Here is a 12,336-nt window from a genome sequence, read left to right as displayed (position 1 = left end):
TGGCTGTCAGCTTTTATCGCTCCTCTCCCGCGCCCGCCGCGCAATCCCAGGACTTGGGCAACCGCGATACCGGCACGGTAAAGTGGTTCAACACCTCCAAAGGCTTCGGATTCATTTCCCGTGATTCGGGCGATGATATCTTCGTGCACTTTCGCGCTATCCGCGGTGAAGGTCACCGCGTTCTGGTCGAAGGCCAGCGTGTCGAGTTTTCGGTGATGAACCGCGACAAAGGCCTGCAAGCGGAAGACGTCATCGCTGCGCTCCCGCGCCGTTAACGTCGCCGCATAAAAAAACCGCGCTCACAGGCGTGGTTTTTTTTGGCTGAAATTCCTGCCCTTAGCGCCCTTTCCCTTAATAGTGAGGGGGACGCGAGTCTTCAGCAAAGCCGTCGCCCTGCCCGCCCATTTCCTCCTGACGCTTGATCAGGGCGGCGATCTGTAATTCCAGACGATCAAGGCTGCGCTGCTGGGCAACCAATACGTCGTTGAGGGCCTGAATCGTATCGTCCTGAAAAGCCAGTCGACTTTCCAGCTCCATGACCCGAGATTCGAGCTCCATGGTCAGTCCTCCTTAAAGGTGAATGCTTCGGTCAATTCCGACTTCAGTAGCGTGGTAATCCGGGCCACCTCCTCCGCCGAGTAAGGCTTGGCGGGGTGCTTGCCCCACACCGGCGCAGGCCAGGCCGCGTCGCCGACCCGGCGAACGATGACGTGCATATGCAGCTGATTGACCACATTTCCCAAGGCTGCAACGTTCATTTTGTCGGCCTTGTAAGTACGATCAAGTACGGCCGAGAGGTAGGTGGTTTCCCTCCACAACTGGGCCTGCTCCGTCTCTGAAAGCTGAAACACTTCACTGATGTCCGGACGCTTTGGCACCAGGATGAACCATGGGTAATTGGAATCATTGGACAGCAGCAGCGTGCACAGCGGGAAATCGCCAATCGGCAGTGTGTCTTGCAGCAAGCGCGGATCCAGAACAAACACGTTGATACTCCTGATCGCCGATTAGATTTATCGAGCCAAGTCACCGGCCCGATGGAGGTCGTGGGAGACGGAAGGATACTCGTGAATTCCGCGTGATTCATCTGGCAGTGCAGTTCAAGGCATTTTGCGGATTTGGTGTTGATCGGCGAGCAGTACGCGCCAGCCTCGCACCAGAAGCGCGCATAAAAAACCGCAGCGCACGCTCATGAAGCAGATCAAGGCGCGAATGTGTTGCTGCAAATCAAGCACCGGATTTCGGGAAAACCCTTTGAACTCGGGCCTCACGTTCAATTTTAAACGCTGACCCTAGCTGCATAACGCCAGATACCAGGCCGACTCCGATCCGAGAGAACCAAACGCAGGCAACTTCGCCGGACGACGCACCAAAAAGACTCAGATGAGGCGCGAATATGTGACAGCTATCCGCGATTTACCCACTTCGGAGGGGTAACAGGTAACGCCAGTGACATTTGCCCGCGTTATCCTCAAGGCAACTGATGTTACAAAGCAGGCTATCTAAAATATTTTTATCGTTTTAATTCAGTGGGTTAAGGGCAACATCGAATGTTTCCTCACCGCTTTCGACAAATTTTTCATGTTCGTCGAAATTTTGTGCACGGTTGTTGCTTTGTCACACACAAGCTTGAAGACGAGCGCGTCGAAAGACAGGCCGGACCCGAAAGGACTCAGCGTCGTTTGACAAGGTAGCTGAAGCGGCTGGATTCGATGAGTGATGAATGAATTCAGCGTCCACAGTGACCCGGTAGCGCACGGTTTAATAAACAGGAGCTGTTCAGTAGCGACATGGACAAAGCTGGCGGCGACAAGGCCGTAAAGAAACTGAAAGGATAGGTTTGTCACTATCGCCAATAATGTCAGCGTGTTGTAGATTTCGCCGACACCAAAAAGAAAGAAGCCGGCCAGATAAAAAAACAGGTGGACGGCAGTACTCTTCTTAAAAACCAAAGGAGCAAAGTCACGATGAGAGTGATGAAGTGGAGCGCAATCGCACTGGCAGTTACTGCAGCCAGCACCCAATTGGCATCGGCTGCGGCATTCGTAAGCGATCAGTCCGAAGCAACTGGTTTTGTAGAGGGGAGCACGCTGGAACTCAAAGCTCGTAACTACTACTTCAACCGCGACAAAAAAGATGGCGCCGTAGACGACAAAGACTGGACCCAAGGTTTCTGGGCGAACTACAGCTCCGGTTACACCCAAGGCATGATCGGTGTTGGTATTGACGCATTCGGTTACGCCGGCTTCAAGCTCGATGGCTCCGACAAATACTCTGGTTCAGGCAACCTGGTCACCGACAGCCAGGGCCGAAACGAAGACAGCTTCGGCAAGGCCGGTGGCGCTGTTAAATTCCGCGTCTCCAAGACCGAACTGAAGATCGGCGACATGCAGCCGCAGAACCCGGTCTTCGCAGTCGGCGGCTCCCGCCTGCTGCCGCAAACAGCAACTGGCGTGACCTTGCAGAGCAGCGAGATCAAAGGTCTTGACGTAGAAGCCGGTCGCTTCACTTCGGGCACCAGCCAGGACGATATGACCCACAACGGCGATATCTGGGCCACCTACGCTGGCGTGACCTCCAAGTCCGCTACTTATGGCGGGGGCAAGTACTCGATCACTGACAACCTGGGCGTTGGTTTCTACTACAACAAACTGGAAGACGTGTGGAACCAGTCCTACGGCAACGTGAACTACGCACTGCCGTTGACCGACGACCAGGCGCTGGCGTTCGACTTCAACTACTACAACACCCAGGACACCGGCAGCAAGAAAGCAGGCGACATCAGCAACAACACTTTCTCCCTGTCTGCAGCCTACTCGTTCCTGGCCGCTCATACCCTGACCCTGGCATTCCAGAAAGTTAACGGTGATACACCGTTCGACTACATCGGTATTGGCGACAACAACCGCGGTGGCGACTCGATCTTCCTGGCGAACTCGATTCAATACTCCGACTTCAACGGCCCGGGTGAAAAATCCTGGCAAGCCCGCTACGACCTGAACATGGCCACTTACGGTGTTCCAGGCTTGAGCTTCATGGCTCGCTACGTGACCGGTACTGACATCGACGGGACTCACACTCCGTCGAACAGCACCTACACCAGTCTGTACGGTGAGGATGGCAAACACCACGAGACCAACGTTGAGGCCAAGTACGTTGTTCAGACCGGCCCAGCCAAAGACCTGTCGTTCCGCATCCGTCAAGCATTTCACCGTGCCAACACTGACCAGGGCGAAGGCGATATCAACGAGTTCCGTCTGATCGTCGACTACCCGATTTCGGTCCTGTAATCGCACTGTCTGACACTCGTTATCGAAAAGCCCGGCCTTCGCGCCGGGCTTTTTCATGGGCGCACGGTTGACAATCCCTCCCCTTGTGGCGCCCGCCCGGCCTGTACTCAGCGATACCACCACCGTACAATGCCGGGTCATTTCCCAGTCACCGCAACCGACAACGGCCGACCATGCGTACCAGTCAATATTTGCTCGCCACACAGAAAGAAACGCCATCCGATGCGGTCGTGATCAGCCATCAGCTGATGCTTCGTGCCGGCATGATTCGCAAACTTGCCTCCGGTCTCTACACCTGGCTCCCCATGGGCCTGCGGGTATTGCGCAAGGTCGAAGCGGTGGTTCGTGAAGAAATGAACGCAGCGGGCGCGCTGGAAGTATTGATGCCGGGCATTCAACCGGCAGAGCTTTGGCAGGAATCGGGCCGCTGGGAACAGTACGGCCCTGAGCTGTTGCGCCTGAAAGACCGTCATGATCGCGAATTCTGCGCGGGCCCGACCCACGAAGAAGTCATCACCGATCTGGCCCGCAACGAGCTCAACAGCTATAAACAGCTGCCGATTAACATGTACCAGATCCAGACCAAATTCCGTGACGAAATCCGCCCGCGCTTCGGTTTGATGCGCGGCCGCGAATTCATCATGAAGGACGCCTATTCCTTCCATGCGACCCAGGATTCCCTTCAGGAAACCTACGACCGTATGCATCAGGCGTACTGCAACGTGTTTACCCGCCTGGGCCTGAACTTCCGCCCTGTGGTGGCTGACAACGGCTCCATTGGTGGTGCGGGCTCCCATGAGTTCCACGTACTGGCGGAGTCCGGCGAAGACGACATCGTATTCAGCGACACCTCCGACTACGCCGCCAACATCGAAAAAGCCGAAGCCATTCCGCGCGAGGCCAGCCGCCCTGCCCCGACCGAAGAACTGCGCCTTGTCGACACCCCCGACGCCAAGACCATCGCGGCCCTGGTCGAGCAGTTCAATCTGCCGATCGAAAAGACGGTCAAGACCCTTGTTGTGCATGCTGCCGAAGAAGGCAAGCTGATTGCGCTGATCATCCGTGGCGATCACGAGCTCAACGAAATCAAGGCGTCCAATCTGGAGCAAGTCGCCAGCCCGCTGGTCATGGCCTCCGAAGCCGAACTGCGTGACGCCATCGGCGCCGGCGCGGGCTCCCTCGGCCCACTGAATCTGCCGCTGCCGTGCATCATCGACCGCTCGGTGGAACTGATGAGCGACTTCGGCATTGGCGCGAACATCGATGACAAGCACTACTTCGGCGTCAACTGGGAACGGGACCTGCCGGTTCCGGCCGTGGCTGACCTGCGTAACGTCGTCGCGGGCGACCCAAGCCCTGACGGTCAGGGCAATGTGATCATCAAGCGCGGCATCGAAGTCGGGCACATCTTCCAGCTGGGCACCCAGTACAGCGACGCGATGAAGTGCCAGGTGCTGGGCGAGAACGGCAAGCCGGTCACCCTGACCATGGGTTGCTACGGTATTGGTGTGTCCCGCGTTGTGGCGGCTGCGATCGAGCAGAACAACGACGCAAACGGCATCATCTGGAGCGACGCGCTCGCGCCTTTCCAGATCGCCCTCGTGCCGCTGCGCTACGAAACCGATGCAGTCAAAGAGGCAACCGACAAGCTGTACGCCGAACTGACGGCGGCGGGCTTCGAAGTGCTGCTGGACGATCGCGACAAGAAGACCAGCCCTGGGATCAAGTTCGCCGACATGGAACTGATCGGCATTCCGCATCGCATCGTGGTCAGTGACCGTGGCCTTGCCGAGGGCAACCTCGAATACAAGAGCCGCATCGAAGCCGAAGCGCAGGCCCTGCCTGTTGCCGATGTGTTGTCTTTCATCAAGGACCGGATCAAGCGCTGACCGGATGGCGCGCCTGCGATTGTGCAGGCGCGCTTTCATCCGCCACGCCTCTGCGATGCGCCTTACCTGCACCTAGAGATCTCATGTTCAAGCGAAATACCTCACGTCTCGCGGGCACTGTGTTGTGCACCAGCCTGGTTCTCGGCGGCTGTGCCAATCATCTGTCCCAGCGCAGCGAGCATGAAGAACGTGTCGAGCGCAAATTGCTCGACCACAGTTTTCAGGTCGACCTTGGCGAGCCCAAGACGCTGGAATTGCCCCAGCGCCGGATACGCATCCACGAGCTGAAAACCTTCGACATCACTGAATTCGAAGTCACCCGCCACTACGACCGGTACACGCCGTATCAGCCTTGGCGGGAAGTCTATGAAATCCCCTTGGGCGCCGTGGCCATCGTCGCGGGCGTCGGCGCCAACGTGGTCAACGTGCTGACGTTCGGCAGCCTGCCGGACAGTGTCACCAAGGACTGGCTCACTTACGGGGTCGCGGGCGTCAACCCGTTCATGAATGCGCCCTCCCATGGACGCGCTCAACAGAACCTGGCCGGTATCGACGAGGTGCAGCGCGATCATCGCGTCGAGCATTCGAGCCTGCCGTGGAGTGAAGCGCCGGTTGAAGTCACTGCGGGCAAAGAGGCCCACGAGCTGAATACGGACCGTAACGGCGTGCTGCGGGTGAATCTGCTGGACAGCCCGTTCGCCGAGCAGAACCTGAGTTATGTCACCCAGTTGAACATCAAGGTTCAGGATGACCAGAGCAACGTCCAGGCAACTGCCACGCTGCCGTTGAGCAAATCACTGCGCGGCAAGCTGATTGAAGCCCACGACCTGATTTACGACGATCTGGAAGACGACGAAGTCAGCCAGTGGGTGCATCGCGTCAAGCGTCTGTCCGAGCTGGGCCTGGAAGAAGAAGCCAGTGAGCTGGAACAGTCATTGATCGAGCTGACCCGCAACGATCCGCAGCTGCAGCACGAATTCCTTCGGTCACTGGCAAAAGACGCCGGTCGACTGGTCGCAGTGCCGCCGGGCAGCGAATAGTCTGGCCTGGACCAGCCTCAGCTGAACAACTCCAGCTGTTCATGGGCAGCCCGAAGGTCATGCAGACGCACGCCGATTCCCAGCAATCGCACAGGCTTGCCACCGCGTGCGAACGCCTGGGTCAGCAGTTGCTCGTAACTGTTCAAGTCGCGCCCTGCCCCCGCCTGTTCCAGCGTCGTTTGGGTGAAGTCGTGAAACTTGACCTTCACGAACGGCTTGCCGGGGCGGTAGAGGCTGTCGATCCGACCGATGCGGTCGTTCAACGTTTCCAGCAACGCCGGCAGCATCAGCAAACAACTGGCGAGGTCCGGCAGATCGGTGTCGTAGGTGTTTTCGACGCTGACCGACTGCCGCCGATTGTCGTTCTGCACGGGACGCTCATCCACACCATGGGCCAGATTCCACAGCCGCTCGCCGAACGAGCCGAATTCCCGCACCAGCGACAACTTGCTCCAGCCGCGTAGATCGGTGCAGGTGATGATGCCGAGGCGGCCAAGCTTGTCGGCGGTGACTTTGCCGACACCGTGCAATTTGGACACTGGCAACTGGGCGACGAAGTCTTCAATCTGATCAGGCGTGATCACGAACAGCCCGTTGGGCTTTTTCCAGTCGCTGGCGATCTTGGCCAGAAACTTGTTCGGGGCAACGCCGGCGGAAACCGTGATGTGCAGCTGATTGGAGACCCGCCGCCGAATGTCCTGGGCGATGCGCGTCGCGCTGCCCGCAAAGTGCTCGCATTCCGTGACATCCAGATAAGCCTCATCCAGCGACAGCGGCTCGATCAGGTCGGTGTAGTCGCGGAAGATCGTCTGGATCTCTTTCGATGCTTCTTTATAGGCGTCCATCCTCGGTTTGACGATGGTGAGGTCCGGGCACAGTGTCAGCGCATGACGGGATGACATCGCGGAGCGAATGCCGTAGGCCCGGGCCTCATAGTTGCAGGTGGCGATCACACCCCGCCGTTCTGCCGACCCACCCACTGCAAGGGGCTTGCCGGCCAGCCGCGGGTCATCGCGCATCTCAATCGCGGCGTAGAAGCAATCACAGTCGATATGGATGATTTTGCGCTGCGGCATCACATGGGGTCGTAGGAAAACGGTCGTGCAGTATCTCATTCACGCGACTTTCTGACACTTAATAAGCCTCGCTCCCTACGGAATGTGCGCGCCACCCAACCAGCCAAAATACCCCTAAACCGAGGCGCGCCACCGATATCCGTCCCACCCGCCACGCTAACCGCTTGAAGAAAAAGCATTTTTTTCTGCCGATTGCTTGACACCCCGGCGATCCTCTGTAGAATGCCGCCACACAGACGCGGGATGGAGCAGTCTGGTAGCTCGTCGGGCTCATAACCCGAAGGTCGTCGGTTCAAATCCGGCTCCCGCAACCAAACATCAAAAAAGGCTACTCGAAAGAGTGGCCTTTTTTGTGGCCGCTGTTTGAGCAAGCCCGCCCCCATCGTTACCCCCCTCACCTCTTAATATGAATTAAACCGGGTCCATGGATGACGGCGACCTGCCCTTCGGCGCGGATTTCGATAAAAGCCTTGTCCAACCGCCACTTAGGCGACCCAACGCTCCCGATACGGTTATTTTGTCGATCCTTGGCATTAAAGGTTGACACTTTGTCGTTCGACTGTAGAATGCCGCCACACAGACGCGGGATGGAGCAGTCTGGTAGCTCGTCGGGCTCATAACCCGAAGGTCGTCGGTTCAAATCCGGCTCCCGCAACCAACATCTAAAAAGGCTACTCGAAAGAGTGGCCTTTTTTTTGCCTCGCTGAAAGCTCACGAACAGCGGGTCGGAATCCTTGTCACATCCCATTACCGGGGTGCGTTCATCCGAGAGGTCTTGTTACTGTATGTTGCCGGGGCAATAGTTTTAATCGCCCCTGCCGATACGCTGGCCAGCGACTGAACCTAGACTGAACGGTCACTGATACGTACCCGTGGTATTCGCCCGTTAGACGTTGAAGCGCTAACATCCTGAATTATTTTTTGCGTAGGGATTGGTAACTTGGCTGTATACCTCCATCCTGTCGCGCACGATCCAAGGAGTGATTGATGCGCGCCAACCCGTCCGACACAAATGAAGCAGTGACGGAGCATCCTCCGGCTCCCCCGAAACGATTGCGCCCACGCGAACTGGTGAGCAAGTACCGTCAACCCATCGGGTTGGGCGTCACCATCCTTTTGTTCGCCGTCGCCCTGATCGCCTGCCGGCACATGCTGACCGAGCTGGACATCTACGCCCTGCAGGATTCGCTGCTCAGCGTGCCGCTGCCTTCTCTGGCGGGCGCGGTGCTGGCGACGGCGATCGGCTTTGTGATTCTGCTGGGCTACGAGTGGTCCGCGAGTCGCTACGCCAATGTCGATCTGCCACCGAAGTCGCTGATCATGGGCGGGTTTTGTGCGTTCGCCATCGGCAACGCCGTAGGCCTGTCAATGTTGTCCGGCGGCTCGGTTCGTTACCGGCTTTATTCGCGACTGGGAGTGGGTGCGGGCGAAGTTGCCCACATGACCCTATTCGCCAGCCTGTCACTGGGTTGCGCACTTCCCCCGCTGGCTGCCCTGGCGACCTTGAGCGACCTGCCCGCCGCTTCGCTGGCGCTGCATGTATCGGTGCCGGTGCTGGCCACCGTGGCGGTGGCGGTGTTGGCCACCAGCGCAATCCTGGGTTATGCCATTTATCGCCGACGTCTGCCGGAACAGACGATCCCGCATAACTTGCTGGTGCGCGCCGGCCGCCGAACGCTGCGTTTGCCTGGCGTGCGCCTGACGCTGATGCAGCTGGTGATCACCGCGCTGGACGTTGCAGCCGCTGCGGCCGTCCTTTATCTGTTGCTGCCCTCCGCCCCACCCTTCGGCGCTTTCCTGCTGGTTTACCTGCTGGCCTTGGCCGCCGGTGTTCTCAGCCACGTGCCCGGTGGAGTCGGCGTCTTTGAAGCCATTCTGCTCGCCGCATTTGCCGACGAACTGGGCGCTGCACCGTTGGCTGCCGCGCTGCTGCTGTACCGCCTGATTTACGTGGTGATGCCACTGCTGATCGCGTGTCTGGTGCTGCTCTACAGTGAGGCCAAGCGACTGCTTTTCGCGCAACAGGCCATGCGTGTTGCATCAGGCCTTGGCGCCCCGATTCTGGCGTTGCTGGTGTTCCTCTCCGGCGTGGTACTGCTGTTTTCCGGCTCCACGCCCGAGATTGATACCCGTCTGGAGAGTCTCGGGTTCCTCATTCCCCATCGACTGATCGACGCTTCTCACTTCGGCGCCAGCCTGATTGGCGTGCTCTGCCTGCTGCTTGCCCAGGGCCTGCGTCGTCGCCTCTCCGCGGCATGGATGCTGACCACGATTCTGCTGTTTGTGGGCTCCATCCTGTCTATCCTCAAGGGCTTCGACTGGGAAGAAGCGAGCCTGCTGCTCCTGACCGCGTGCCTGTTGGCGATCTTCCGGCGCTCGTTCTACCGCCCGAGTCGTTTGCTGGAGCTGCCGTTTTCGCCGCTGTATCTGGTCGCCAGTGTTTGCGTGCTGGGCGCTTCGGTCTGGTTGCTGCTGTTCGCCTACCAGGACGTGCCCTACAGCCATCAGTTGTGGTGGCAATTCACCCTGGACGCCGACGCCCCTCGCGGGCTGCGTTCGGCACTGGGCAGCGCGGTGTTGCTGTTGATCGTCTCGCTGACCTGGTTGCTGCGCACCGCTCGCCCTGTGATCAACCTGCCTGACGAGGCCCAACTGGCCAAAGCGGCAGAGATCATCAAAGCGTCCAGCCAGCCCGATGGTGGTCTGGTCCTCACCGGCGACAAAGCGGTGTTGATGCACCCGGACGGCAACGCCTTTCTGATGTACGCCCATCGTGGCCGCAGCCTGGTTGCGTTGTACGACCCGATTGGCCCGACCCAGCAACGGGCCGAGCTGATCTGGCAGTTCCGCGATCTGTGCGACGTTCACCATGCCCGCCCTGTGTTCTATCAGGTGCGCGCCGAGAACCTGCCGTTCTACATGGACATCGGCCTGACTGCGATCAAGCTGGGCGAAGAAGCCCGGGTGGATCTGCACAAGTTCGATATCGAAGCCAAGGGCAAGGAAATGAAGGACCTGCGCTACACCTGGAACCGGGGTGGGCGCGACGGTCTGTCGCTGGAAATCTATGAAGTGGGTCAAGCGCCCATGGATGAGCTCAAAGTGATTTCCGATGCGTGGCTAATGGGCAAGAACGTGCGCGAGAAAGGCTTCTCGCTGGGCCGCTTCAGCCTGGAGTACCTCAAGCATTTCCGTATCGCCATCGTCCATTTCCAGGGCAAGCCGGTCGCGTTCTCCAATCTGCTGGAGACCTCGCGCAATGATCTGGCGAGCCTGGACCTGATGCGCTCGCACCCGGAAGCGCCAAAGCTGACCATGGAATTCATGATGGTCGGGCTGATCTTGCATTACAAAAAAGAAGGTTACGCCCGCTTCAGCCTCGGCATGGTGCCGTTGTCCGGGCTGCAACCGCGGCGTGGCGCACCTCTGACCCAGCGTCTGGGTTCGATGGTGTTCAGCCGTGGCGAACAGCTCTACAACTTCCAGGGGCTGCGCCGTTTCAAAGACAAATTCCAGCCTGACTGGGAACCTCGTTATATGGCCGTGCCCGCAGGACTTGATCCGCTGGTGGCACTGGCAGATACCGCCGCCCTGATCGCGGGCGGCCTGACTGGATTGGTGAAACGCTGATGATTCAACGCTACTGGCGCTTTTTGCTCGCAGCCCTGGTAATTCTGGTGGTGGCATTGGGTTTCTGGCTGTGGAACCGCCCCGCCGCGCAACCGACCCTTGAACACATCACCCTGGACGACGGCTCTGCGCTGATCCGTGTGGTGCCCTCGACCAAGGTGAAAACCCAAGTCGCCCTGGCCGTCACCGCCGAAGAATCACTGACCGAGAAGCAACTGCTCGCCCTGAGCTACGACGCTTCCGCTCGTGTGATCCAAGTGACACTGCCGAAGGATGACTGTCAGCTTCAGGCCAAGACCTTCAATGCTGCGCTGCAGAAGCTCGACGGTGCCCCTGATCTGGTCGCCGGTGTCGGGCCTGGTGCCTCGGTGGCCTGGCGCTGGCTGGCCGGTCAGAACAACGACAACGCCCGGGCCATCTCGGTCGGCTTCGTGCGCGATCAGCCGGGCTGCACCGATCCTGTGCCGAAAGCCGCCGCCCACGGCAAGTGGACGGTCGCCTGGAACGATGGGCCTGACGACGAAAGCGCCACGCTGGTCCGTGACGCACCCAACACCGAAACCAGCATCAGCGATTACGACATCAAATACCCGCAGGTGCTGAACAACGAAGTGCGCCGTCGCCTGATTGGTGGTGATGACAACGGCGGCCTGAACATTCCTGTGGTTGAGGTGCCGTCTTCACAGCCCTCCGACACGGTGACGCTGTTTCTGTCCGGCGACGGCGGCTGGCGCGACCTGGACAAGGACGTGGCAGGCGACATGGCGAAAATGGGCGGCTACCCGGTCGTCGGCATCGACACGCTGCGTTATTACTGGGAGCACAAATCGCCTGAACAGACCGCCGCTGATCTCAGCGAGCTGATGGCCCACTACCGGCAGAAATGGGGTGCCAAGCACTTCGTCCTTGCCGGCTACTCCTTCGGCGCCGATGTGCTGCCCGCGATCTACAACCGCTTGCCGGAAGAAGACAAGGCGCGGGTCGACGGGATCATCCTGCTCGCCTTCGCCCGCACCGGCAGCTTCGAGATCGCTGTTGAAGGGTGGTTGGGCGCTGCCGGTAAAGAAGCCGCGACAGGGCCTGAAATGGCCAAGCTGCCCGGCGACAAGGTGTTGTGCGTCTACGGCATCGAAGAGAAGGACGAAAGCGGCTGCACCGAAGCCACTGCGCCCGGCGAGAAGATGCAGCTGCCCGGTGGCCATCACTTTGACGAAGACTACCCTGCCCTGGCCAAGCGCTTGAGTGCGGTGATCGACAAGTGGAAGGGCAAAGAGCCCGCCGCCGAGTAATCCAGCACCCATAAAAAATCCCCGCGCTCTTGCGAGTGCGGGGATTTTTTTGTTTTCGGGGTCTGCTCAAGCCGGTTAGCATCTGGGATACGTTTCATCCCCGGGGGATCGACGTCAGCCGG

Annotated in this window: 9 protein-coding genes and 2 tRNA genes; 8 read left to right on the top strand and 3 right to left on the bottom strand. The window is 59.1% G+C overall.

Features of this window, described 5'->3' with window-relative positions; translation table 11 throughout:
• Positions 1–53 precede the first annotated feature (53 nt).
• Entirely contained in the window at positions 54–275 is a 222-nt protein-coding gene (locus tag SLW75_RS11355) for a cold shock domain-containing protein (protein WP_004667445.1), read from the top strand.
• A gap of 76 nt (positions 276–351) precedes the next feature.
• Here the strand turns inward: SLW75_RS11355 and SLW75_RS11350 are convergent, their stop codons facing one another.
• Both SLW75_RS11350 and SLW75_RS11345 read right to left on the bottom strand, forming a co-directional pair.
• Positions 352–558, bottom strand: coding sequence for a SlyX family protein (locus tag SLW75_RS11350; RefSeq protein ID WP_065989748.1), 207 nt, complete (start codon positions 556–558; stop codon positions 352–354).
• 2 nt (positions 559–560) lie between these two features.
• The gene (locus tag SLW75_RS11345) at positions 561–986 is read right to left on the bottom strand and encodes an HIT domain-containing protein (protein ID WP_410934489.1); all 426 of its coding nucleotides are present in this window, start codon (positions 984–986) and stop codon (positions 561–563) included.
• Between the two features lie 981 nt (positions 987–1,967).
• On the opposite strand from SLW75_RS11345, the gene SLW75_RS11340 reads away from it, so the two are divergent.
• The 3 genes from SLW75_RS11340 to SLW75_RS11330 all read left to right on the top strand — a co-directional run bounded on the left by SLW75_RS11340 (position 1,968) and on the right by SLW75_RS11330 (position 6,219).
• Positions 1,968–3,290 (top strand): OprD family porin, encoded by a 1,323-nt coding sequence (locus SLW75_RS11340; RefSeq protein WP_410934488.1) that lies wholly within the window; start codon positions 1,968–1,970, stop codon positions 3,288–3,290.
• Positions 3,291–3,463: 173 nt separating this feature from the next.
• Positions 3,464–5,179 carry a proline--tRNA ligase gene (locus SLW75_RS11335; RefSeq protein WP_065989756.1) on the top strand — a complete coding sequence of 572 codons (1,716 nt, stop codon included), beginning with the start codon at positions 3,464–3,466 and terminating at the stop codon, positions 5,177–5,179.
• 83 nt (positions 5,180–5,262) lie between these two features.
• Positions 5,263–6,219, top strand: coding sequence for a hypothetical protein (locus SLW75_RS11330; RefSeq protein WP_410927908.1), 957 nt, complete (start codon positions 5,263–5,265; stop codon positions 6,217–6,219).
• A 17-nt stretch (positions 6,220–6,236) separates the two neighbouring features.
• Here SLW75_RS11330 and dinB read toward each other — a convergent pair whose 3' ends face one another.
• Entirely contained in the window at positions 6,237–7,295 is a 1,059-nt protein-coding gene (gene dinB / locus SLW75_RS11325) for a DNA polymerase IV (RefSeq protein ID WP_369319703.1), read from the bottom strand.
• Between the two features lie 237 nt (positions 7,296–7,532).
• On the opposite strand from dinB, the gene SLW75_RS11320 reads away from it, so the two are divergent.
• The 4 genes from SLW75_RS11320 to SLW75_RS11305 all read left to right on the top strand — a co-directional run bounded on the left by SLW75_RS11320 (position 7,533) and on the right by SLW75_RS11305 (position 12,214).
• Positions 7,533–7,609: transfer RNA gene (locus tag SLW75_RS11320), tRNA-Met, on the top strand.
• Between the two features lie 267 nt (positions 7,610–7,876).
• Positions 7,877–7,953, top strand: a tRNA-Met gene (locus tag SLW75_RS11315).
• 329 nt (positions 7,954–8,282) lie between these two features.
• Positions 8,283–10,925: a bifunctional lysylphosphatidylglycerol flippase/synthetase MprF gene (mprF, locus tag SLW75_RS11310; protein ID WP_410934487.1), complete on the top strand. Its 2,643-nt coding sequence runs from the start codon at positions 8,283–8,285 to the stop codon at positions 10,923–10,925.
• On the top strand, positions 10,925–12,214 hold the full coding sequence (locus SLW75_RS11305; protein ID WP_192132128.1) for a virulence factor family protein: 1,290 nt from the start codon (positions 10,925–10,927) through the stop codon (positions 12,212–12,214). The genes mprF and SLW75_RS11305 overlap by 1 nt, the downstream gene beginning before the upstream one ends.
• The last annotated feature ends 122 nt before the right edge of the window (positions 12,215–12,336 follow it).

Source organism: Pseudomonas sp. W5-01 (assembly GCF_046540435.1).
Classification (GTDB): domain Bacteria; phylum Pseudomonadota; class Gammaproteobacteria; order Pseudomonadales; family Pseudomonadaceae; genus Aquipseudomonas; species Aquipseudomonas graminis_B.
The sequence above is the reverse complement of the archived record's forward strand: the minus strand, read 5'-3'. Positions and strand labels throughout refer to the sequence as shown.